Origin of the sequence: Amycolatopsis sp. WAC 01375 (genome assembly GCF_003947325.1) — a bacterium.
In the GTDB taxonomy this organism is placed as follows: Bacteria; Actinomycetota; Actinomycetes; order Mycobacteriales; family Pseudonocardiaceae; genus Amycolatopsis.
This window is the reverse complement of record NZ_QHHW01000017.1, coordinates 114,145-136,011: the sequence shown is the minus strand read 5'-3', so window position 1 is coordinate 136,011 and position 21,867 is coordinate 114,145. Positions and strand designations below refer to the sequence as shown.

The window sequence follows — 21,867 nt, the reverse complement described above, 5'->3', positions numbered from 1 at the left end:
ACCACCGTTGGTGAAATGTTGGGAGTGCCGTGACCGGCCCGCTGAGCACGTTGATCCTCGCCGCGGGTGAGGGCACCCGCATGCGCTCGTCCACCCCGAAGGTGCTGCACCCGATCGCCGGCCGCCCCTTGGTCGAGCACGCGGTCCGGGCCGCCGCGGGACTGAGCCCGGATCATCTGGTCGTGGTCATCGGCCACGGTCGAGACTCGGTCGGCGCGCGGCTGGCGAAGGTCGGCGAAGCGCTCGGGCGCGAGGTCGTCACGGCCGTCCAGGAGGAGCAGAAGGGCACCGGGCACGCCGTGTCTTGCGCGCTCTCGGCACTGCCGGGCGGACTGACCGGCACCGTCGTCGTCAGCTACGGCGACGTCCCGTTGCTCGACACCGAAACACTGTCTTCCCTGGTCGCCGAGCACACCTCCACCGGAAACGCGGTCACCGTGCTGACCGCGGTCGTCGAGAACCCGACCGGCTACGGCCGGATCGTCCGCGACGAGAACGGCGTCGTCACCTCGATCGTCGAGCAGAAGGACGCCACCCCCGAACAGCACGAAATCGCCGAAATCAATTCCGGCGTCTACGCCTTCGACGCCTCGATCCTGGTCGACGGGCTTTCGAGGCTCTCGACGGACAACGCGCAGGGCGAGCTCTACCTCACCGACGTCCTCGGCATCGCCCGCGGCGACGGCAAGGGCGTCGGAGCGCTGGTCATCGACGACCCGTGGGTGACCGAAGGCGTCAACGACCGCGTGCAACTCTCCGTCCTCGGCGCCGAACTGAACCGCCGGATCGTCCGCGGCTGGCAGCGGGCGGGCGTCACCGTCGTCGACCCGGCGAGCACTTGGATCGACGCGGGCGTGACCCTGTCGCGCGACGTCGTCATCGAGCCCGGCGTGCAGCTGAAGGGCTCGACGTCGATCGGCGAAGGCGCGCAGATCGGCCCGGACAGCACCCTGGAGAACGTGTCCGTCGGCGCGGGGGCGTCGGTGGTGCGGACGCACGGTTCCGATTCGGAATTGGGCGACGGCGTGAAGGTCGGCCCGTTCACCTACCTGCGTCCCGGATCCAAACTGGGGACCAAGGGCAAACTCGGCGCGTTCGTCGAAACGAAGAACGCCGACATCGGCGCCGGCACGAAGGTTCCGCACCTGACCTACGTCGGCGACGCGACCATCGGCGAGAACAGCAACATCGGGTGTTCCAGCGTCTTCGTCAACTACGACGGCGTGAACAAGCACCACACCACGATCGGCTCCCATGTACGGCTCGGCGCGGACAACACGTTCGTCGCCCCGGTGACCATCGGCGACGGCGCCTACAGTGGGGCAGGCACCGTGATCAGGCAAGACGTGCCCCCGGGCGCGCTCGCCGTGTCCACCGGGCCGCAGCGCAACATCGAAGACTGGGTGTCCCGGCGCAGGCCGGGCACACCCGCGGCGGAAGCAGCTTCCGCCGCGAAGCAGGACACCACCGCCGTGTCCGATTCGAATAAGGGAAACGACGGGGAGTCGCCAGCATGAGCTCGAAGTCCGGTACACCGAAGAAGAACCTGATGCTCTTCTCCGGGCGCGCACACCCGGGACTCGCGGAGGAGGTCGCCAAGCACCTCAACGTGTCGGTCGTTCCGCAGACCGCGCACAACTTCGCCAACGGGGAGATCTTCGTCCGGTTCAACGAATCGGTGCGCGGGACCGACGCGTTCGTGATCCAGAGCCACCCGGCGCCCATCAACGAGTGGGTGATGGAGCAGCTGATCATGGTGGACGCCCTCAAGCGCGCGAGCGCCAAGCGGATCACCGTGATCATGCCGTTCTACCCGTACGCGCGGCAGGACAAGAAGCACAAGGGCCGCGAGCCGATCTCCGCGCGCTTGATCGCGGACCTGTTCAAGACCGCGGGTGCCGACCGGATCATGACGGTCGACCTGCACACCGCGCAGATCCAGGGTTTCTTCGACGGCCCCGTCGACCACCTGCTCGCGCAGAACGTGCTGGCCGCGCACATCAACAAGACCTACCAGGACGAGAACATCACCGTCGTCTCGCCGGACTCGGGCCGGGTGCGGCTCGCCGAGAAGTGGGCGGCCCAGCTGGGTGACCGGCCGATCGCCTTCATCCACAAGACCCGTGACCCGGACAAGCCGAACCAGGCCGTCGCCAACCGCGTCGTCGGCAAGGTCCGCGGTCAGCTGTGCGTGCTGATCGACGACATGATCGACACGGGCGGCACGATCGTGAAGGCCACCGAGGCCCTGCTCGACGAAGGCGCCGCCGACGTCGTCATCGCCTCGACCCACGGCATCCTGTCCGACCCCGCCACCGAGCGGCTGTCGAACTGCAAGGCGCGCGAGGTGATCGTCACCAACACGCTGCCGATCCCGGAGGAGAAGCGGTTCCCGGGCCTGACCGTGCTGTCCATCGCGCCGCTGCTGGCGCAGGCGATCCAGCAGGTCTTCGAAGACGGGTCGGTCACGTCCCTCTTCGACGGCAACGCCTGACCCCATCGCAGCAAGGGACCTTTGCTATCGCTCTCTTCCGGAGAGTGACAGCAAAGGTCCCTTGCTTCGTTTTCGGCTCCTCGCGAAACGGCGCGCGCCCGGGCACCCGGCGTGACTAGGTTGCCGTTCATGGGGAAATTCAAGTTCGGCGTGAACCTGTGGGGCGCCGAGAACCGCGAAGACTGGGTCGCGAAGTGCCGTCGCGTCGAGGCCCTTGGACTCGATGTCATCTCCGTGCCCGATCATCTCGGGCCGGGACGGAACGCGCCTTTCCCGGCGTTGACCATGGCCGCCGCCGTGACCCAACGGCCACGCGTCGGCACTCTCGTCACCAACATGGCCTTCTACAACGCCGCGCTCTTCGCACGCGAAGTCGTCACGACGATGAAGATGACAGGCGGGCGGCTGGACCTCGGCCTCGGCTCCGGCCACATGAAATCGGAATTCGACAGTGCCGGCCTGCCGTGGATCCCGGCCAAGGAACGGATCGAGCACCTCACCGAAAGCCTGGATCACCTGCGCGAACACTTCACCGACGAAGGGGCCACGCCCCCTCCGCTGCTCCTCGCGGGCAACAGCGACGGCGTGCTAGCCCTCGCCGCCCGCGAAGCCGACATCGCCGGCTTCGCGGGCCTTCGTCAAGCGCCGGGAAAGCCTCCGGGCACCTTCCGTCTCGACGACGCCGATCGCATGGACGAACGTGTCGCCTTCTTCCGCTCGCACACGAACGGCCGGACTCCCGAACTGAACATGCTCGTCCAGCGGGTCGTGATCACGGACGACCGGCGCGCGGCCGCCGAGGCCTGGCGTGAAGAGGTCAAAGACCAGGACGGCCTCGACGTCGACACTCTCCTCGAAACACCTCAGTTGCTTTTCGGCACCGTCGCCGAGATCGTCCGGCAACTCCAGGAGCGTCGCGAGCGGTACGGCTTCTCCTACATCACGGTGTTCGAGCCGATGCTGGAAACGTTCGCGCCGGTCGTGAAGGAGCTGTCCGGTCAGTAAGCGACGCAGAAACGCTGACGGCGGTGTTCCGGCTTGTCGATCTCGTCGACGAACGCGATCGCGTAGTCGGCACCGCCGATCTTCGAACCACCGTTCTCGTCGGTGAGGAGCACGTCGCCGCCGAGCCGGAACTCGCCGGTCCGCTCACCCTCGGCCCACGCGCCGAACTCCGCGGCCGGGCTGACGTAGAACCAGTCGACATCCTCAGGAAGCTTCCGGAACGCCTCCAGCACCTCGACGTGCGCCCCGGCTTCACCCTTGTACTCGTCCGGGAACTCGGGAGTGTCGATCAGCCGCGGCCCGCCCTCGGCCACGTGCAGGCTGCCCGCCCCGCCGACCACGCCGATCCGCGCGCCGTTGTCCTTCGCGACCTGGGCGATCGAGGGCACCGCGTCGAGCAGGCCGCTCTGCCCGTGCACCGCGATGACCAGGACGTCGGCGCCCTTGGCGGCCTCGGCGAGGAAGGCCTCGTCGTACAGCGACCCAGCCCGGGTCCCCTCACCTTCGGCGTTCCTCGACACCGCCAGGACCTCGTGACCGCGGCTACGAGCCTCCTCCGCGATCTTCCCGCCCGCGTATCCGGTTCCTCCGAAAACAACCAACTTCGCCATTCGCGTTTCTCCCTATTCATCGGCGACCACGCCGATGTTAAGAACGCGAGTTCGGCTACTTCAACGTATGCAACGCACCCCGGGGTGAGTGTGCAGGTCAGCCGCCCAGCGTGGCGAACTCGGACTTGAGCTTTTCGCGAACGCCGTTGACGTCGACCGGGACCCGGACTTCACCGCGCGCCGACGGCTTCGCCTGGACCTGGTAGCTGGCGTTCCGATTCGGCAGCTTGAACTTGACCTCGCAGGTCATGCTCGTCGTGGTGTCCGGTGCCGCGTCGGCGGCCGCCGTGCAGGACTGCGCGCCGAGGGACTGCGCGGTGAAGTCGACGGTCAGCGTCAGGTGCACGGGCGTCCCGCTCACGCCGCCGATGACGGTGTTGGCGACGTCGATGGTCGCCCGGCAGCTTCCGACGAAGTCCGTGCAGTCCAGCTTGTCGTTGACGACGCTGACGTTGACCTGGGTGAGCGCGTCGAACGGCTGCCCGATCCCGCCGACCGCGGCGTCCAGATCGGTCTGGAGTTTCTTGAGCGCGTCCCCCGCGAGCGGCTCGACCCGCGTCTCGGCACCGAGCGTCTTGCCGCCCGCCGCAGCGACGAGGGAAGGCGCGAAACTGACGACGCGGTGCGGCGCGGCTGCGGTCACCCGCAGTGCTCCGAGCCCGCTCCCGACGTCGTAGACCTCGGTCCCGTCCGGCAACTTCGACCGGACCGGATCGGTCAGCGGGTTCATCCCGGCCACCGCGGTCCGGAGTGTCGACGCGGCCTTGCGCGGGTTGAGCACCTCGACGGCGTTCACCGGCAGGTCCGAGCTGTCCGTGCGCACCCAGCCGGTGCCGTACAGGTCGCTGTTGCCGAGCCCGTGCGCTTTCCAGTACTCCGGGGTCGCCGAGACGTACAACTGCTTGTCCGCCGAGATGACCTGAATGGCCTTGCCGTCGACCGGAAGCGCACCGTGCGCGCTTCCGTTACGAGTGATCCGGAACTGCAGTTCCGAAGGTTGACCCGAAGCATCCTTAATTGTCGACTTGTAGACAACGGCTGGCGCCTGTTCGAGTGCTTTCAGCGCGCTCTCGACAGCGCCACGCTGCTCGGCACGCCGGTCCACCCGCTGCTGCTCGGCAGGCGCGTCCCCGCCGCGCCGTCGATCGCGACGTCGCAACCGGCCACGAGGCAGCACAGGGCGGCGATCGCGCCGATCCTCGACCGTCGTGCCGGCATACGGCCCCCTTTGTTCTCAAGTGCGAGGAGATCACACCTTAGAAAAGGGGTCACGCACCACCGCATCCGCGGGTTCCCGAAGCAGCTGTCACCGAGTTGTCACCTGAACGAGCCACCCGGCGGGACCCCCGCACGACCGGTTGGTCTACACTTTCCCGGTCTCGGCGAGGCGGGTTCCGTGAGCACCTGGTGCCCGACGTGATCGACGCGGCGGCTTGAGTGGCCACACGCGGTCGAGCACGCCTGTGGAATTCGCCGCCGAACACCAGAACCGCCCCGAACCATCCCCACCTCAGCATGATTTCGCTGAACATGTTGGTGAATTGAAGGAGTGCTACACCGTGTCCGAGGTACGCCTGTCCGTCGAGCCCCGCACCGAATTCGGCAAGGGTGCCGCGCGCCGCACGCGTCGCGCCGGCAAGATCCCCGCGGTGCTGTACGGGCACGGCTCGGAACCGCGCCACTACGCCCTGCCCGCCATCGAGTTCGCCCGCGTCGTGCGTGAGAACGGCAGCAACGCCGTCATCACCCTCGACCTCGAGGGCAAGAGCGAGCTGGCGCTGACGAAGACCATCGTCGTCCACCCGCTGAAGAACTACATCGAGCACGTCGACCTGCTGGTCGTCATCCGCGGCGAGAAGGTCACCGTCGACATCCCCGTCGTCGTCACCGGCACCCCCGGCCCTGGCACCCTGGTCACCACCGACCTCGACGCCATCCAGATCGAGGTCGAGGCGCTGCACATCCCCGAGCAGGTCGAGGTCTCGGTCGAGGGCGTCGTCGCCGGCACCCAGATCAACGCCTCGGACGTCGTCCTGCCGAAGGGCGCCTCGCTGGTCACCGACCCCGATGCGCTGGTCGTCGCCGTGAACGAGTCGCCGTCCGAGTCCGCGCTCGAGGGCGACGAGGGCGCCGGCGAGGCGGCCGAGACCCCCGCCGAGGACGCCGAATAAAGTCACTGGTGTGACCGAAGCAGTACTTCCCGGGGCCGGCGAGCAGATCCTGCTCGCCGGCCTTGGCAATCCCGGCCCCCAATACGCGGGCAACAGGCACAACGTCGGCTTCATGGTGCTCGACGAGCTCGCCCACCGCGTCGGCGGCAAGTTCAAGGCCCACAAGAGCGGCGCCGAAGTCCTCGAAGGCAGGCTCGCCGGGCAGCGAGTGGTCCTGGCCAAGCCTCGCACGTACATGAACCTCTCAGGCGGCCCTGTCGTGGGCGCGGCCCGTTTCTACAAGATCCCCCCGGCCGATGTCGTGGTCGTTCACGACGAGCTGGACGTCGACTTCGGCGCGCTCAAGATGAAACTGGGCGGCGGCGACAACGGTCACAACGGTCTCCGCTCGATCACCAAATCGCTCGGCACGAAGGACTACTACCGTGTCCGTTTCGGCGTCGGCCGCCCTCCGGGACGGCAGGATCCGGCGGATTTCGTGCTGAAAGACTTCTCGACGGTCGAACGCAAAGAGCTCGCTTTCGAGATCGACCGTTGCGCCGACGCCGTTGAAGCGCTTATCAGCACCGGTCTCGCCGCGGCCCAGAACACCTTCCACGCTGGGTGAAACCGCTCACATGGCGGTGTGTTACAACTCGTCACTCGAAGGCGTTTCACCACGCCCCTGATCGAGTCGTGGAATAGCGCGAGCTCTTCCGGGGAACTCTCAAACCCGTTAGGACGGAATGCGGAGATCGCATTCCCCACCGAACCGGAGAGAGTTTCATGTCGTTTACGGCCGAAGACATCACCGGCGCCACTTTCCCGAACGCCCCGATCGGGCGGCGCGGATACGCCAAACACGAGGTCGACGCGTTCCTGGAGCGGATCGCCGACACGATCTCGGACCGGGACGACCTGACGGCCGCCGAGGTCCACCACGTCATGTTCTCGCGCCCGTTGATCGGCAAGCGCGGCTACGACGAACGCGAAGTCGACGATTTCCTCGACAAGGTCGAAGAGCAGCTCGCCCACCGGACCGGCCAGCACGTACCCGGCGTGCCTGGCGCGCGTGGAGAGGACGAGGCGACCGCCGAACGCGCCGTTCCGGACCGCGGTCCCGTCGAATTCCTGCGGGAGCGCTAGTGCCCGTAAGCGCGTTCGAGGCCAGAACCCGGCAGTTCGACCGGGCGCCGATCGGCGCCCGGGGTTATCACGAACCGGCGGTCGACGCGTTCCTCGAACGGGTCGCGGCGACTCTCGACGGCGACGACGACTTGTCGGTTTCGGACGTCCACAACGTGGCGTTCGCCAAAGCACCGCTTTCGAAACGAGGCTACGACCCGACGGCCGTCGACGCGTTCCTCCGGGACGTCGAGGGAACGCTGGCCGGACTCTCCCAGTCGGCCGGTTACTACATCGCGCCCGCCTTGGAACACACCCACACCCGTAAGCCACCCTGGCGACGCCGCTGACCAACGGGAGGTGCTGCGAGAGGGCCGGGCCGCCCGGGATATTCGCGGGCCCGGCCCTTTCGGGTCAGCTGGCCGCCGCGTTCTTGGCGATCTTGTCCGCGAACTGGGTGGCGGTCGCGGCCCGCTTCACCTTGCCCGAGGGCGTCTTGGGCAGGCTTCCCGCCGGAAGCACCACGACCGCGAAGGGCCGCATGTCGACGGCGCCGCGCACCTTTGCCGCGACCTCCTTCGCCAGCGCCTTCTCTGTCTCCGGGTCCCCTGCGAGTTTCGATTCGACAACGACGGCGAACCGTTCCCGACGGCTGCCGGCGTCGATCCGCACGGCCACGGCGTTCCCCGCCCGGACCCCCTCGACCGAGGTCGCCGCCCGTTCGATGTCGGTCGGGTACAGGTTCCGGCCGCCCATGATGATGACGTCCTTGCGACGGCCGCAGATCACGATCATGCCGTCGACCAGGTAACCGAGGTCGCCGGTGAGCAGCCAGCCGTTCTCGTCCTGTGTCGCGAGCGGGCCTTCCATCGTCAGGTAGCCCGGCGTCACGGCCTCGCCGCGCAGCCGGATCTCCCCGACCTCACGCTCGCCGAGCACGGTGCCCTTGGCGTCGACGATCTCGGCTTCGAGCCCGTCGAGCGGCGGCCCGAGCACCGCGAAGGACCGGACCTCATCGGTCCCGCGCCGCGGGTCGCCTTCGGGGACCGGCACCGCGCGGTTGTCCGCCTCAAGCGCGTCGGCCTCGATGACGTCCAGTGTCAAACCGGTGAACAACGGCGCGAACGAAACCGCGAGGGTCGCCTCCGCCATGCCGTACGCCGGGAAAACGCATTCGGCGGGCATCTTGAACCGGGACCCTGCCTCGACGAATGTCTGGACGGCCGTCTCGTCGATCGGCTCGGCGCCGTTCAGCGCGATCCGCAGCTTCGAAAGGTCGTAAGCGTTGTCGTCCTCGACACGGGCCATGCGCCTGCCCACGATCGCGTAGGCGAAGTTCGGCGCGGCCGTGGTCGTGCCGCTGTACTTGCTGATCAGCTGCGGCCAGATCAACGGTCCCGAAAGGAACTCGAGCGGCGTGATCTTGACGAGCTCGACGCCGAACGTCATCGGGACCGTCAGGAAGCCGACCATCCCCATGTCGTGGAACGTGGGCAGCCACGAGACCATCACATCGACGTCGAAATCGAACTCGGCGCGTTCGACCATCGCCTTGACGTTCGAGTACAGGTTTCCGTAGGTGATCCGAACGGCCTTCGGGTCGGCCGTCGACCCACTGGTCAGCTGCAACAGCGCAGTGTCCGATTCGGCCGTCGGCACGGGCTCCGCCAGCGGTTCGGCCTCGAGCAGCTCGGTGATGACCTGGAAGGCGATGCCGTGCTCGGTGAGCACCGGCGCCAGCTGGTCGAACGGCTCACCGAGCAGCACCAGGCCGGAGCCGATCATCCGCAGCACACGAACCGTGTCCTCGGCCCATTCGGCGAGGTCGGTGCGCTGCGTGGGCTGGTGAAGCATCGTCACGCTGCCACCGGCGAGCCATACCGCCTGAACCGTCGGCGCGATCAACGACGGTGCCGCCGCCAGGACCGCCACCGCTTTGCCGGGCTCGAGCCCGGCAGTCACCAGACCGCCGGCGACCCGCTTGGCTTGCTCGTGAATCTCGGCCCACGTACGCCGAACCGGCTCCTTGGGCTCCCCGGTGACCATTCCCCGCTGCTGACCTCGCCCCGCCGCGGTGGCGACGAGCGTGTCCACGAACCGACTCATGCGCGTCACACTACTGTCCGCGCCGAAAGACGCGCGCGCCGTCGAGTGAACTCACTCCGCGTCTTCGGAGGTCTCCAGCCACTGGGCTTCGACCTCCTCTTTCTCCGTTTCGACGGCTTTCAGTTCGGTGTTCAGCTCGATGAGCTTCGTCGGGTCGGTGGCCGCCCCGAGGAGTGCCGCATGCAGCTTTTCTTCCTTCGCGTGCAGCTGGTCGAGCTTGCGCTCGAGGCGGGACAGTTCCTTCTGCGCCGCCCGCTGTTCCGCGGCGCTCTTCTTGGGACCGGAAACCTGCCCGTTGCCCTGCTTCCGGTCGGCACCGGCCTTCTCGAGACTCTTGGCGCGCCGGTCCAGGTACTCCTCGATCCCGCCAGGCAGATGCGTCACCTGCCCGTCCCCGAACAGGGCGACGATCGTGTCGCAGACGCGTTCAACCAGGTACCGGTCGTGCGAAACGACGACGAGGCTGCCCGGCCACGAATCGAGCAGGTCTTCCAGCTGCTGCAGAGTGTCGATATCGAGATCGTTCGTCGGTTCGTCGAGCAGCAGCACGTTGGGCTCGGCCATCAGCAGCCGGCACAGCTGGAGGCGTCGCCGTTCACCACCGGAAAGGTCTTCGACCGGAGTCCACTGCCTCGACGCGGGGAACCCCAGCTTTTCGGCCAGCTGCGAAGCGGTGAGTTCCTGCTTGCCGAACACGACCCGCCCCGACACCTCTTCGATCGCCTGCAGCACGCGCAGATCACCCGGCAGATCGTCGAGCTCCTGCCGCAGGTGCGCGAGGCTGACCGTCTTGCCCTGGATGCGCCGTCCGGTCTCAGGCTCGGTGTCGCCGCCGAGCAGCTTGAGCAGTGTGGTCTTGCCGGACCCGTTGACGCCGACCAGGCCGATCCGGTCGCCGGGCCCGATCCGCCACGTGACGTGATCGAGCAAGGTGCGGTCGCCGCCGACGGTCAACGTGGCGTCCTCGATCTCCAGCACGGTCTTCCCCAGCCGACGCCGGGCGAAAGTCTGAAGTTCGACCGAATCCCGCGGCTCCGGCACATCGGAGATCAAGGCTTCCGCCGCCTCGACGCGGTAACGCGGCTTCGACGTCCTGGCCTGCGGGCCGCGACGCAGCCATGCGAGCTCCTTACGCGCCAGGTTCTGCCGCTTTTCCTCGGCCGTCGCCGCCAGCCTCGCCCGCTCGGCCCGCGCGAAGATCCAGTCCGCGTATCCGCCTTCGTACTGCTCGACGCGACCGTTGGCGACCTCCCAGGTCACACTCGCGACCGTGTCGAGGAACCACCGGTCGTGGGTAACGACCACGACCGCGATCCTGCGGTTGAGCAGGTGATCCGCGAGCCAGCGCACACCTTCGACGTCGAGATGGTTGGTGGGCTCGTCGAGCACGACGAGGTCCAGTTCACCGGTGAGGGCCGCCGCCAACGCGACGCGGCGCCGTTCGCCACCGGACAGGTTCGCCGTCGCCTTCTCGATTCCGAGAGCGGTGATTCCCAGACCATCCATAATGGACCTGACTCGCGCGTCAGCGGCCCACTCGTGCTCAGCGCCGTAGCGCTCCAGAACGACATCTCCGACCGTGCTGCCGTCGGGAAGTTCGGTCCGCTGGGTGACCACGGCCATCCGCAAGCCCCGGACTTGACTGACACGTCCCGTATCCGGCTCGGCGATCCCCGCGAGGACCTCCAGCAGCGTCGTCTTCCCGCCCCCGTTGAGACCGACGACGCCGATACGCTGCCCCTCCGCCACACCGAGCGAAACACTGTCGAGCAGCGGGCGCACCCCGAAGGACTTGCTCACCGACTCCAGGTTGACCAAGTTGGCCATGCCTCAGCCGATCCTTTCCAAAAAGCTTGCAACACAACGAATTAGTCGGTGTCCATTTCGGACACCCTCATGCGTGCACCCGAGGCGGCGACGGTCGCGGCGCGTCATCCCCGCCGACCAGCCGGGCTCCGGGGACCGGCCCGTGCGCGACACGAACCGTGCGACAGACCCCCGCACCGGACAACTCCGCGGCGACCTCGACGGCCGACTGCGCGTCCGCGCACAGAAAGGCACAGGTCGGCCCGGATCCGGACACGGTGCCGGCAAGCGCACCGGCGTTGACCCCGGCCCGCAACGTGCGCCGCAGTCCCGGACGCAACGAGACAGCGGCCGCTTGCAGGTCATTGCCGAGAAGCAACGCCAGCTGCCGCGGATCACCGGACGCCAGCGCCTCGACCACCGGAGTGTGCGAACCGATCCGAGGCGGGCTGCCTTCTTCACGCAACCTGTCCAGCTCGCCGAACACCCGCGGAGTCGAAAGTCCACGCTGGTCGAACGCCAGAACCCAGTGGAACGTGTGCCTCGACAAGACCGGCACCAGCTGCTCGCCCCGGCCGGTACCCAACGCGGTTCCGCCGTAGAGCGCGAAAGGAACATCGCTGCCGAGCTTCGCGGCGATACCGGCCAGCTCGTCTCGGGAAATGTCGAGCTTCCAAAGCGACGCGAGGCCCACCAGGGTCGCGGCCGCGTCGGCGCTGCCACCGGCCATCCCGCCCGCTACCGGGATGCCTTTACGCAGCACCACTCGGATCTTGGACTCGCCGTCCGCCTTGCCGACGTGGGCCGCCAGTGCCTGCGCCGCCTTCCAGGCGAGGTTGTTGGCCCCTGTCGGCACGGCACCTTCGCCTTCGCCGTAAACCTCGACACCGGGGTCTTCTGTGACCGCGACGGTCACCTCGTCGGTCAGGGAAAGCGCCTGGAACACGGTCACCAGCTCGTGGTAGCCATCCGGGCGTACGTCACCGACCGACAGGTGCAGGTTGACCTTGGCGGGGACCCTGACGGTCACTGGAGGCGGTACGACGGCGAGCACCAGTCAAGACTACGTGGCCGCTCCACTTGTGCTGTCACCAGGAGAAAAGAGAACGGGACGAGTCAGACACGAAACGGGCCGCCCGGACAGCTTTCGTCCTGGACGGCCCGTTCGCGGAGTAATCAGGCGGCGACGCCCTGCGGTCCGCGGACCGGGTGGGTCACGTGGCCGCCGCGTTCGGCGATCCAGGCGAGCGCGGCGTCCGCGCGCTCACCGCGCACACCGAGGCGGAACCGGCCGACCGGCGTGTCACCGATCCGGGTCAGACCGCCGCCGATCGTGGCGAGTTCGACGTCGAAGCGACCGGCGGCTTCCGGGAGCAGCGCACCAACCGAAGCGAAGCCGACGAGCACGACGTCCACCGCGCGGTCGTACTTCGAGGCCTGTGCCCGCCCGGTCTCGATCGCGGGAAGCAGCGCCTGCGCGGTCCGGCTGTTCGGGTCGGAGACCAGGTCGAGCACGGTTCCCCGTTCGATGATCGCCCCGGCCTCCAGGACCGCGACGTCGTCGCAGACACGGCGAACCACGCCGGCGTCGGGAGTGGTGAGCAGCACGGTGACTCCGAGCTCGGCACGCGCCCGGTCGAGCACGGTCAGGACCGCGCCGGACTCCTCGGGCTGCACGCCCGCGGTCGGGTCGTCGGCCAAGAGCACGGACGGCCCGGCGGCGAGAGCCTTGGCGATGGCCACCCGGCGCAGCTGCCCCTCGGTCAGGTCGCCCGGCCGCTGCCCCGCCCGGGGGGTGAGCCCGACCAGGTCGAGCAGGTTGCCGACCCGGTTGCGGCGCTGCGGACCGTCGAGGCCGAGCTGTTCGAGCGGCGAAGCGATGTTGCCGGCGATGGTGCGCTCGGCGAGCAATTCCGGTTTGGTGCTCACGACACCGACCTGGCGGCGGATCTCGCGAAGACGCCGTCCGTCGAGGGTTCCGGTGTTGAGGCCGTCGAGCCGGACGACGCCGCGGTCGGGGCGCTCCTGCAGGCCGATGCAACGAGCGAGGGTCGACTTGCCGGAGCCGGCCGGACCCACGACTCCGAATAGCGAGCCCGCTTGGATGTCCACGCTCACATCGCGCAGGGCAACGACCGGATTTCCGTTGAGGGGAAAGGATTTGGACAGGTTTTCGACAGTGATCACGAAGGGCTCCATGCACATGGGGCGCTGCATCTTTCGAGCGCGCCGACCGTCACCGAGTAACCGTCCGGAACGGACGGATTCAGAGATAAGGGAAAGAACTCAGGCAGTAACGGTGGAGCGTCGACACGCACTTACCGTGCGGCGACCTTCATCGACAACGCGTCGCCTGGTCAGCAGGAGCGGGTGGGTGACCCTGTTCATTAGGCACAGCCTCCATCGGTCCTGGCTGTAGCACCTGCCCTGTGGAGGGTGGTTGCTGCGACTTCGGCGAGCCAGGTCTCTCAGTCGCTCGGGATGGTTCACTGAGTAAAACCGATCCCACTGGATGAAAGCAAGCGCGTAGGCGCAGATCACACGTCTGGTCGCGTCCATCATACAGGATTCGCTGCCCATACTTTGAGACAGCGACAGGTGCTCTTGGACCTCGGCAGGGACGCTGCCTGCTAAGACGTGCCGGACTCGGGCAGATCCAGAAGAGGGCTTACGCACTCGTGCTGACCTTGACCAACTCGCGTCGGCGCGGTGCCGGTCACATCTTCCACGGTCGGTCAGACGGCCGCCGCGGCGATCCGAGCGAACTCGTGCACATCCAGCTGCTCACCGCGGGTCTTGGGGTCGATCCCCGCCTTTTCGAGCAGCTCCCCCGCGCGTTCGGCGGAACCGGCCCATGACGCCAACGCGGCACGCAAAGTCTTCCGCCGTTGAGAGAAGGCGGCGTCCACCACCGCGAACAGCCGCTCCCGGTCAACGGACGACACCACTTCGCCCCGCTCGAAAGCGACCAGTGCGGAGTCCACATTCGGAACCGGCCAGAACACCGCGCGGGGCACCGCGGCGACCTTGCGCGTCTTCCCGTACCAAGCGAGCTTGACGCTGGGCACGCCGTAAGTCCGGCTCCCCGGGCCTGCCGCCATCCGATCCGCGACCTCGGTCTGGACCATCACGAGGCCGCTGGTGAGCGACGGCAGCTCGGCGAGCAGGTGAAGCACGACGGGAACCGCGACGTTGTACGGCAGATTCGCGACGAGCGCGGTCGGCTGCGTTGGCAGGTCGCCCGCCGTGATCCGCAAAGCGTCCGCACCGACGACCTTCAGCCTTTCGGCCCCGCCTCGTTCGGCCACCGTGTCCGGCAGCCGCTTCGCCAGCACGGGATCGATCTCGACCGCGACGACCTCGGCACCGGTCGCGAGCAGTCCGAGGGTCAACGAGCCGAGACCCGGCCCGACTTCCAGCACGACGTCACCTTCGCCGATCCCGGAAAGATCGACGATGCGGCGCACGGTGTTGGGATCGTGCACGAAGTTCTGGCCGAGCTTCTTGGTCGGACGTACGTCCAGCTCGGCCGCAAGCGCCCTGATCTCCGCAGGGCCGAGCAGTTCAGTCACCCGACAATCGTAGTCAGCCTCGGCAAGCCACGATTGGCCGGTGGACGACGTCGTACTCGAAGGTGAGAAAGTCCGGCTGCGCGACTGGCGGCCATCCGATCTCCGATCGCTCGAAGACCTGCTCGATCCCGCGCGGCCTTGGCACACGACCAACGGGCCCTACTTCGGCACCCCGACCGCAGCTGCTGTCGCATCCACGGCGAGCGAACTCACGACCACCAACGCCGAACGGCCCGATCCCCGCGCCAGCCTCGCCGTGTGCGACCTGAGCGATGGCAGGTTGATCGGCAGGGTCAGCTGGTACTGGGAAAGCAGGCAGACCGACTGGCGGCGGATGGGGCTGGTCATCTACGACGAGCGGTACTGGGGCGGCGGATTCGGCACCGAAGCCTTGCGCCTGTGGACGACTTACCTGTTCTCCCGCACCGACACGCTGCGCCTGGACTTCGCGACGTTCTCGGGGAACCCGGGAATGATCGCCGTCGGACGACGGCTGGGTTTCGTCGAAGAAGGCCGGTTCCGGCGCGCTCGACGCTGGTCCGGCGGCGTGCACGACGCCGTCGTCTACGGGGTGCTCCGCGAGGAGTGGGAACAGCTCACCCCCTCAGGCAGGGGTCCGACGTGATCCGCTCCCATCATCCTTGTGGCGTTTCGAACTGACACCCATCCCACTCCAGGGTGATACGCGCAGGTCGGCGCCCCCGGAGGGTAATGATCATCCACCCGATCGATACCGTGCATTAGTTCGAATCTGCCTCGACAATCGAGGGATGACCAGCACAAACATTCCCAAGGCCTTCCCGCTCAACCTGCCGGAAGGTGACGCCGAACTGCTTCTCGACGAGTTGCAGACACGGCTACGCGAAGGGCGACGTCTGATCGCCGAAGTCGGCCAGATCCTGGCCGAGATCGAGTCCCGTGGTGTCCGTGAGCTCTACGGATACAACTCGATCGCCGTCTTTTACGAGCATGTGGCTCGGGTTCCTCGAGCGGAGGCCCAGAAGGTGACCGCTCGAGCGGTCGCGCTCAATTCGAGACGGGTGCGCGACGGCACGTCGATCGACCCCGTCGCGCCTTTGACCGGTACCGCGGCCTCCACCGGAGCGCTGGCCGAGGCCGGCATCGACCGGATCGTCACCGTCATGAAGCGGCTGCCCGACCACCTCACCGCGAGCACGCGGCACGAGGCCGAGAAGGGCCTGGTCGAGCTCGCCTGCGTCGCCAGACCACGCGACGTCACGGTGGCGGGGACGGAGTTGCTCGCGCATCTCGACCCGGACGGGAACCCCAAAGAGGATCCCAGTCCGAAACTTCAGCGAAGCGAGTTCTGGTTGCGTCAGAAGCGCACCGGTCGTTGGGACCTGCGTGGCAACCTCGACCCCGAAACAGGCGCCCGCCTGAACGCGCTTCTGGTGCCGCGGGCGTATCCGGCTCCGAACAGAGAAGCCGACGACCGTACGCCGGCGGAGAGACGCGGTGACGCACTCTCGGAGATCGTCGATCTCGCGGAAAGCAGCCCGGACATCCCGTTGCCCCGGCAGGCGTCGGAGCGGGTCACCGAGCAGCCTCCGCCCGCGGAGCCGGCCGAGACCCCGGTAAGCCGCCCCAGACCGCCCCAGGCACGGTCCCAGGGCTACCAAAGCCCACACCGTGGTGACGGAGGCGTCCGAGAGGGCAGTGCGGCTCAGCGATCCCGGAATGTGGCCCACATACGGCCGCCTCGCTGGTGGGCACGACTGTCGAGACCGAGATCCGGAGGCACTACACCACCGCAGGAGCCCTTAACGGCCTGAAGGCCACCTTGCGGGACGGAACCCACACGATGGCCTTCAGGAAGGAGAACTATTTGGCGGTCAGGCCTTCTTGCCACAGTGCGGCCAAGCGCCGTAGCCACCGCGGTCCTCGCGGACCTTCTCGGCGACAGCGATCTGCTGGGCCTTGCTGGCCTGGTGCGGGTACGCGGCGTACTGGTCGCCACCGTAGGCATCCCAGGTGCTCTTGTTGAACTGCAGGCCACCGTAGTAGCCGTTGCCGGTGTTGGCGGACCAGTTGCCGGTCGACTCACACTGCGCGATGCGATCCCAGGCGCCGGCGTCCCCGATGACCGGATCGGCGGGCTTCTTCGTACCGACCTTGACGATCTTGGGCTTGGCCTCGGTGATGACCTCTTCCGAGACCTTCTCGCGACCGACCTCTTTGCCGTTGCGGTTGGTGACCTTGTAGGTCACGGTCTTCTGGCCCGGGGTGCCCGGGTCTTCGACCTTGGTCTTGCCCTTTTCGAGCTCCGGGTCGTCGACCTTCTGCTCGGGCGGAGCGATTTCCTCGTTTTGCTTGACCATGGTGACGCCGGTCCGGCTGATGTGGACCTCGGCGCCGTCGATCAGCTTGACGTCGAGGCCGCCGACGGCCTCGTCGTCCGGGCCGAGGGTCATCCGGAGCTCACCGAGGAATTCCTTGGTGGTGACCGAGTTGGTCTGCACCTTCCGCGGGTCGTTCGCGCCGTCGTAGACCGTGACGTTCTTGAGGGTCTTGACCTCGACGGTGGCGCCCTCGAGCGGCAGCTCACCGTTCTGCGGGAGCGACGTCCAGGTGCCGGCCTTGGCGAGGTCTGCGCGACCGAGCTGGTTCAGCGCGTCGCCGAGGTTGGTCGCACGGACCCAGGACTCCTGCTGCGGCGCGCCGTCGACGATCAGGTTGAGCTTGCGGCCGCGCTCCAGCTTGATGACGCCGCCGTCGCCTACCTCGGCCTGCGGCGAGGGCGAGAGCGAGTCGTGCGCGCCGACCGAAAGACCGGCGTCTTCGAGGACCTCGCCGACCGTGTCGCCGAAGCTGTGGACGGTCTGCTGCTTGCCGTCGATGTCGAGCGTGACGCTCTTGTTCATCGCCATCGCGGCCGCGCCGCCACCGCCGAGGGTGAGCAGCACCGCCATGACGGTTCCCTTGAGGAACCGCTTCTTCCAGACGCGGGTCGCGCTCGAAATGACCTCGTCCTTGGTCGCGGCCTTCATCGGCGCGCCCGCGGTGCGGTCTTCGGCCAGCTCGTCCGGAATGACGATCGGCGGAAGCATGGTGGTCTCGGCGCTGATCAGACGGATCAGCTCGTCGACGTCGACGTCGATCTCTGCCATCAGGGTGTCTGCGTCGGGGCCGAGTGCGGCCAGGACGTCCTGATGCGTGATGCGCGGATCGTCGGAGTAGTCCAGCTGACCGTACTGAGTGTCGCGGTCGAGCACGGCAACCGAACCGGAGGAAGCGAAGGTGTTCGTCTCTGCGCCGAGGCGCGAGCCATCCTGCCTACTGCTACCAGTCACTGGGTCGTTCCCTTTCCCAAGACGTCGAGGAGCTCTACAACCACTCCACTACGTCCTTCGTCTCGATGCGCACTTCGGCACACCTCTAGAAGTCCGACACCCGCAGCCAGCGCCATCGTCACGGTTCCAGGCCGTACCTCTCCTGGTCCCGCTTCCCCGACGTGCACTGACGTGACTGTGGGCGTAACAGCCGGAAACCGCATGAGCGGGTACCGACCGGCACGATCACGGGACAGTAACGAACCTCGCCGGGTTGCGCAAACACCGCCCGGAGTGTCGTGACGTTGGTCACTCATCAGAGTGGACCATTGTTGATCACTAATGTCGCAATCCGTTCAACCGATGGTGACTGTCGGCAAACCGAAGACCCGCTCAGCGGTCACTCGCACCGATTCGGCCACCTCGTGCACCGCCTCGCCTCTGAGTGAGGCGAGGTGCCGAACCGTGTAGGCGGCGCAGTAGGGCTCGTTCGGTCGCCCACGGAACGGATGCGGCGTCAGGAACGGCGCGTCCGTTTCGACGAGGTACTGATCAGCCGGCACGATCCGTGCCGCCTCGTGGAGCCCGCGGGCGTTGCGGAAACTGACCGTTCCCGCGAACGAGAGGACATATCCCGCGTCGACGCACCGGCGCGCGATGTGCTCGTCCCCCGAGAAACAGTGGAAGACGACGCGGTCGGGCGCCCCCTCTTCCTCGAGGATCCGGAGGACGTCGTCGTGAGCGTCTCGATCATGGATCATCAGCGGCTTGCCGATCCGCTTGGCGAGATCGATGTGCCACCGGAAGGCGTCCTGTTGCGCGTCGTGAGGCGAGTAGTCCCAGTAGTAGTCGAGGCCGGTCTCGCCGACCGCGACCACTCTGGACTCTTTCGCGAGACTCTCCACTTCGGATTTCTCGGCCTCGCCGAATTCCTTGGTACGCGTGGGATGGATCGCGACGGCGGCCCAGACCCGAGTGTCCCAAGTGGACGCTTGCGCAGCCCAGCGAGCGGACGCGAGATCGTCCGCGACGGTGATCACCCGGGAAACACCGGCGCGTTCGGCGCGGTCGACCATGGCCGTCACATCGGCCGCGGTGACCGCGCCGCACGCGTCGAGGTGGGTATGCGCGTCCACCACCGAAACCGGCAATCTGTCCGGGATCGGCGGCAGCTCCTTCTTCTCCGCACCCATCAGCTGATCATTTCGAGATCGGCGCCCATTCGGGACCGGTCTCGCCGAGTTCCGGGTCCAGCTTGGCGAACAAGGGAGTCGGCTTCTCCAGCGGCTTGCCGACCTCGATCGGCACGGACTTCCAGCGCGCCTGCTCGGTCTTGTAGTCCCCGGTGATGATGGGGTTGATCCGGCCGGGGATGTCGAGGTCCTCGACATCCTGCAGTTCCGGCTGGGCCGCCCAGACACCGGTGCCGCCGAGAGCCTCGTGCACCTTCTGCGCAGAGTGGGGCAGGAACGGGGTCAGCAACGTGTTGGCGTCCGAGACGACCTGCAGCGCGGTGTGCAGGACACTGTCGCGGCGCGCGGGGTCGTCCTTGAGCTTCCAGGGTTCCTGGTCCGAGAGGTACCGGTTCGCGGCGGTGACGACGCGCATGGCCTCGCTCGCCGCGGCTTTGAACCGGGACCGCTGGAGGTGGGCACCTGCGGTGTCGAACGCCTTGCGGGAGAGCTCCTTGAGCTCCTCGTCGGCGGCCGTGGGGGCGTCGGGACGCGGAATGGCTCCGACGTTCTTGTGAGCCATGGCGATCGACCGGTTGACGAGGTTGCCCCACTCGTTGGCCAGCTCGAAGTTGGTCCGGCGGACGAATTCGTCCCAGGTGAAGTCGGTGTCCTGGGTCTCGGGGCCCGCGACCGAGATGAAGTACCGGAGCGTGTCCGGGCCGAACTCGCGCAGGAAGTCGTGGACGTAGATGACCGTGCCGCGCGAGGTCGAGAACTTCGAGCCGCTCATGGTGAGGAACTCGCTGGAAACGATCTCGTCGGGCAGGTGCAGCTTGCCGTACTTGCCCGCCACGCCGCCGCGATCGCCCTCGCCGTTGTGGCCGAAGAGCAGCGCGGGCCAGATCTGGGCGTGGAAGGTGATGTTGTCCTTGCCCATGAAGTAGTAGGAGCGGGCGTCCGGGTTGTTCCACCACTCCTGCCAGGCGTCCGGGTTACCGGACCGGCGCGCCCACTCGACGCTCGCCGAGAAGTAGCCGATGACCGCGTCGAACCAGACGTAGAAGCGCTTGAGCGGCTGGTCGCGCCAGCCGTCCAGCGGGATCTTCACTCCCCAGTCGAGATCACGGGTGATCGGCCGCGGCCGCATGTCGTCGATCAGGTTCTTCGTGAAGTTGAGGACGTTCGGGCGCCAGTCGGTCTTGCTGGACAGCCACTTGCCCAAGGTTTCGACGAACGCCGTCAGGTCGAGGAAGTAGTGCTCGGTCTCGACGAATTTCGGTGTTTCACCGTTGATCCGCGACTTCGGGTTGATCAGCTCCGCGGCGTCGAGCTGGTTGCCGCAGTTGTCGCACTGGTCGCCGCGCGCGCCGTCATAACCGCAGATCGGGCACGTGCCCTCGATGTACCGGTCGGGCAGGGTCCGGCCGGTCGACGGGCTGATCGCGCCCCGGGTCGTCTTGGGGACGACGTAGCCGTTTCGGTGCAGTGCGAGGAAGATCTGCTGCGTGACGTCGGCGTGGTTACCCGTGGTGGTGCGGGTGAACAGATCGTAGGTGAGACCGAGTCCCTGCAGGTCCTGGCCGATTTGACGGGTGTACTTGTCGGCCGTCTGCTGGGAGGTCATGCCTTCTTTGTCGGCCTGGACGGTGATCGGGGTGCCGTGCTCGTCGGTACCGGACACCATGAGCACCCGGTTGCCGGCCATTCGCTGGTAGCGGGAGAAGACGTCGGACGGGACGCCGAATCCGGACACGTGGCCGATGTGGCGGGGGCCGTTGGCGTAGGGCCAGGCCACCGCAGTCAACACTGGGGTGCTCATGCTTGTTTAGCCTACGGACGTCGTCTAAGGCATTGTTGTCCGGGAGAGGATCGGAGGCCTCGGTGTCCGCCACGCGTCTGCTGGTGCTGGGTGTCGTGCGCATGTACGGGAAGGCACACGGCTACCAGGTCCGGCGCGAACTTCTCTCGTGGGCGGCCGACAAATGGGGCAATGTCCAGCCGGGTTCGATCTATCACGCGTTGAAGAAGATGACCGCCGAAGGCCTCCTGGAACAGGTCGAGGACGTCGAGGCGGGCGGCGGGCCCGATCGGACCGCGTACAGGCTGACCGAAGACGGCGAGACCGAGTTCCTCGTGCAGCTCGGCAGGGCGTTGTCGAGCGACGACGCGACCGGGTACTCGCTGTCGGCGGCGGTCACGTTCATGCCGACTTTGCCCCGCGCGCAGGTCCTGGCCCTGCTGAAACAGCAACTGGCGAATATGGAAGCACACGCCCAGTCGACTCATTACGCCCGCGAACACGCCGTCGACCTGGGGAAACCGCCTCACGTGAGCGAGCTGTACCGCCTGTGGAGCGCGCACGCGGAAGCGAACGTGACGTGGATGCGAGATCTGATCGGCCGCCTCGAAGCCGGTGAGTACGTGATGGCGGGCGAGGGCGACGACGAACCGGTGTTCGGCGCACCGCCCAAGTAATCAAGTTTGACTACGGAACGACACCTAAGGCACAGTGCGTCCGGCAACTAGTCAAACT

21 protein-coding genes and 1 riboswitch are annotated in these 21,867 nt (G+C 67.1%); of the genes, 10 read left to right on the top strand and 11 right to left on the bottom strand.

Going from position 1 to position 21,867, the window contains the following annotated elements:
• Positions 1-29: 29 nt before the first annotated feature.
• The 3 genes from glmU (at position 30) to DL991_RS07990 (ending at position 3,499) form a co-directional block, all read left to right on the top strand.
• Positions 30-1,517 carry a bifunctional UDP-N-acetylglucosamine diphosphorylase/glucosamine-1-phosphate N-acetyltransferase GlmU gene (glmU, locus tag DL991_RS08000; protein ID WP_125782515.1) on the top strand — a complete coding sequence of 496 codons (1,488 nt, stop codon included), beginning with the start codon at positions 30-32 and terminating at the stop codon, positions 1,515-1,517.
• The gene (locus DL991_RS07995) at positions 1,514-2,494 is read left to right on the top strand and encodes a ribose-phosphate diphosphokinase (protein ID WP_125782513.1); all 981 of its coding nucleotides are present in this window, start codon (positions 1,514-1,516) and stop codon (positions 2,492-2,494) included. Before glmU ends, DL991_RS07995 begins: the two co-directional genes overlap by 4 nt.
• Positions 2,495-2,623: 129 nt before the next feature.
• Complete coding sequence (locus tag DL991_RS07990) at positions 2,624-3,499, top strand: TIGR03621 family F420-dependent LLM class oxidoreductase (protein ID WP_125782511.1); 876 nt, start codon at positions 2,624-2,626, stop codon at positions 3,497-3,499.
• Here DL991_RS07990 and DL991_RS07985 read toward each other — a convergent pair.
• The 3 genes from DL991_RS07985 to DL991_RS43220 form a co-directional block, all read right to left on the bottom strand.
• On the bottom strand, positions 3,493-4,110 hold the full coding sequence (locus DL991_RS07985; protein WP_125782509.1) for an NAD(P)-dependent oxidoreductase: 618 nt from the start codon (positions 4,108-4,110) through the stop codon (positions 3,493-3,495). The genes DL991_RS07990 and DL991_RS07985 overlap by 7 nt on opposite strands.
• Positions 4,111-4,207: 97 nt before the next feature.
• The gene (locus DL991_RS07980; protein ID WP_233598713.1) at positions 4,208-5,215 is read right to left on the bottom strand and encodes a hypothetical protein; all 1,008 of its coding nucleotides are present in this window, start codon (positions 5,213-5,215) and stop codon (positions 4,208-4,210) included.
• Positions 5,170-5,328 (bottom strand): hypothetical protein, encoded by a 159-nt coding sequence (locus DL991_RS43220; protein WP_233598712.1) that lies wholly within the window; start codon positions 5,326-5,328, stop codon positions 5,170-5,172. The genes DL991_RS07980 and DL991_RS43220 overlap by 46 nt, the downstream gene beginning before the upstream one ends.
• Positions 5,329-5,669: 341 nt before the next feature.
• On the opposite strand from DL991_RS43220, the gene DL991_RS07975 reads away from it, so the two are divergent.
• From DL991_RS07975 to DL991_RS07960, 4 genes are all read left to right on the top strand, one after another.
• Positions 5,670-6,281 carry a 50S ribosomal protein L25/general stress protein Ctc gene (locus DL991_RS07975; protein WP_125782505.1) on the top strand — a complete coding sequence of 204 codons (612 nt, stop codon included), beginning with the start codon at positions 5,670-5,672 and terminating at the stop codon, positions 6,279-6,281.
• A gap of 10 nt (positions 6,282-6,291) precedes the next feature.
• A complete protein-coding gene (pth, locus tag DL991_RS07970) occupies positions 6,292-6,888 on the top strand; it encodes an aminoacyl-tRNA hydrolase (RefSeq protein ID WP_125782503.1) in 597 nt (198 codons plus the stop codon).
• Positions 6,889-7,046: 158 nt separating this feature from the next.
• Positions 7,047-7,406 carry a DivIVA domain-containing protein gene (locus tag DL991_RS07965; protein WP_125782501.1) on the top strand — a complete coding sequence of 120 codons (360 nt, stop codon included), beginning with the start codon at positions 7,047-7,049 and terminating at the stop codon, positions 7,404-7,406.
• Complete coding sequence (locus DL991_RS07960) at positions 7,406-7,735, top strand: DivIVA domain-containing protein (RefSeq protein WP_125782499.1); 330 nt, start codon at positions 7,406-7,408, stop codon at positions 7,733-7,735. Before DL991_RS07965 ends, DL991_RS07960 begins: the two co-directional genes overlap by 1 nt.
• Positions 7,736-7,799: 64 nt before the next feature.
• Here DL991_RS07960 and DL991_RS07955 read toward each other — a convergent pair whose 3' ends face one another.
• The 5 genes from DL991_RS07955 to rsmA form a co-directional block, all read right to left on the bottom strand.
• The gene (locus DL991_RS07955; protein WP_125782497.1) at positions 7,800-9,491 is read right to left on the bottom strand and encodes a fatty acyl-AMP ligase; all 1,692 of its coding nucleotides are present in this window, start codon (positions 9,489-9,491) and stop codon (positions 7,800-7,802) included.
• A 51-nt stretch (positions 9,492-9,542) separates the two neighbouring features.
• Positions 9,543-11,318: an ABC-F family ATP-binding cassette domain-containing protein gene (locus DL991_RS07950; RefSeq protein WP_125782495.1), complete on the bottom strand. Its 1,776-nt coding sequence runs from the start codon at positions 11,316-11,318 to the stop codon at positions 9,543-9,545.
• A 67-nt stretch (positions 11,319-11,385) separates the two neighbouring features.
• Entirely contained in the window at positions 11,386-12,351 is a 966-nt protein-coding gene (locus DL991_RS07945; RefSeq protein ID WP_125782493.1) for a 4-(cytidine 5'-diphospho)-2-C-methyl-D-erythritol kinase, read from the bottom strand.
• A gap of 122 nt (positions 12,352-12,473) precedes the next feature.
• The gene (locus DL991_RS07940; RefSeq protein ID WP_125782491.1) at positions 12,474-13,484 is read right to left on the bottom strand and encodes a methionine ABC transporter ATP-binding protein; all 1,011 of its coding nucleotides are present in this window, start codon (positions 13,482-13,484) and stop codon (positions 12,474-12,476) included.
• 210 nt (positions 13,485-13,694) lie between these two features.
• A riboswitch (SAM riboswitch) is annotated at positions 13,695-13,785 on the bottom strand.
• 247 nt (positions 13,786-14,032) lie between these two features.
• On the bottom strand, positions 14,033-14,869 hold the full coding sequence (gene rsmA / locus DL991_RS07935; RefSeq protein WP_125782489.1) for a 16S rRNA (adenine(1518)-N(6)/adenine(1519)-N(6))-dimethyltransferase RsmA: 837 nt from the start codon (positions 14,867-14,869) through the stop codon (positions 14,033-14,035).
• 40 nt (positions 14,870-14,909) lie between these two features.
• Between rsmA and DL991_RS07930 the strand changes: the two genes are divergently transcribed.
• Together DL991_RS07930 and DL991_RS07925 are read left to right on the top strand one after the other, a co-directional pair.
• A complete protein-coding gene (locus DL991_RS07930; protein ID WP_125782487.1) occupies positions 14,910-15,494 on the top strand; it encodes a GNAT family N-acetyltransferase in 585 nt (194 codons plus the stop codon).
• Between the two features lie 145 nt (positions 15,495-15,639).
• Positions 15,640-16,662 (top strand): DUF222 domain-containing protein, encoded by a 1,023-nt coding sequence (locus DL991_RS07925; protein WP_125782485.1) that lies wholly within the window; start codon positions 15,640-15,642, stop codon positions 16,660-16,662.
• A gap of 60 nt (positions 16,663-16,722) precedes the next feature.
• Here DL991_RS07925 and DL991_RS07920 read toward each other — a convergent pair whose 3' ends face one another.
• From DL991_RS07920 to metG, 3 genes are all read right to left on the bottom strand, one after another.
• Positions 16,723-18,102, bottom strand: a complete 1,380-nt coding sequence (locus tag DL991_RS07920) for a resuscitation-promoting factor (protein ID WP_125782687.1) — start codon at positions 18,100-18,102, stop codon at positions 16,723-16,725.
• A gap of 413 nt (positions 18,103-18,515) precedes the next feature.
• Positions 18,516-19,352: a TatD family hydrolase gene (locus DL991_RS07915; RefSeq protein ID WP_125782483.1), complete on the bottom strand. Its 837-nt coding sequence runs from the start codon at positions 19,350-19,352 to the stop codon at positions 18,516-18,518.
• A gap of 7 nt (positions 19,353-19,359) precedes the next feature.
• Positions 19,360-21,153 (bottom strand): methionine--tRNA ligase, encoded by a 1,794-nt coding sequence (gene metG / locus DL991_RS07910; RefSeq protein ID WP_199746447.1) that lies wholly within the window; start codon positions 21,151-21,153, stop codon positions 19,360-19,362.
• A 62-nt stretch (positions 21,154-21,215) separates the two neighbouring features.
• On the opposite strand from metG, the gene DL991_RS07905 reads away from it, so the two are divergent.
• Positions 21,216-21,809, top strand: coding sequence for a PadR family transcriptional regulator (locus DL991_RS07905; RefSeq protein WP_125782481.1), 594 nt, complete (start codon positions 21,216-21,218; stop codon positions 21,807-21,809).
• Positions 21,810-21,867 lie beyond the last annotated feature (58 nt).

Excerpts from the sequence above, each read along its gene's own strand:
- DL991_RS07995 (WP_125782513.1), top strand. The coding sequence starts at position 1,514 with ATGAGCTCGAAGTCCGGTACACCGAAGAAGAACCTGATGCTCTTCTCC.
- DL991_RS07990 (WP_125782511.1), top strand. The coding sequence starts at position 2,624 with ATGGGGAAATTCAAGTTCGGCGTGAACCTGTGGGGCGCCGAGAACCGC.
- DL991_RS07985 (WP_125782509.1), bottom strand. The coding sequence starts at position 4,110 with ATGGCGAAGTTGGTTGTTTTCGGAGGAACCGGATACGCGGGCGGGAAG.
- DL991_RS43220 (WP_233598712.1), bottom strand. The coding sequence starts at position 5,328 with ATGCCGGCACGACGGTCGAGGATCGGCGCGATCGCCGCCCTGTGCTGC.
- DL991_RS07965 (WP_125782501.1), top strand. The coding sequence starts at position 7,047 with ATGTCGTTTACGGCCGAAGACATCACCGGCGCCACTTTCCCGAACGCC.
- DL991_RS07955 (WP_125782497.1), bottom strand. The coding sequence starts at position 9,491 with ATGAGTCGGTTCGTGGACACGCTCGTCGCCACCGCGGCGGGGCGAGGT.
- DL991_RS07950 (WP_125782495.1), bottom strand. The coding sequence starts at position 11,318 with ATGGCCAACTTGGTCAACCTGGAGTCGGTGAGCAAGTCCTTCGGGGTG.
- DL991_RS07925 (WP_125782485.1), top strand. The coding sequence starts at position 15,640 with ATGACCAGCACAAACATTCCCAAGGCCTTCCCGCTCAACCTGCCGGAA.
- DL991_RS07915 (WP_125782483.1), bottom strand. The coding sequence starts at position 19,352 with ATGGGTGCGGAGAAGAAGGAGCTGCCGCCGATCCCGGACAGATTGCCG.
- metG (WP_199746447.1), bottom strand. The coding sequence starts at position 21,153 with ATGAGCACCCCAGTGTTGACTGCGGTGGCCTGGCCCTACGCCAACGGC.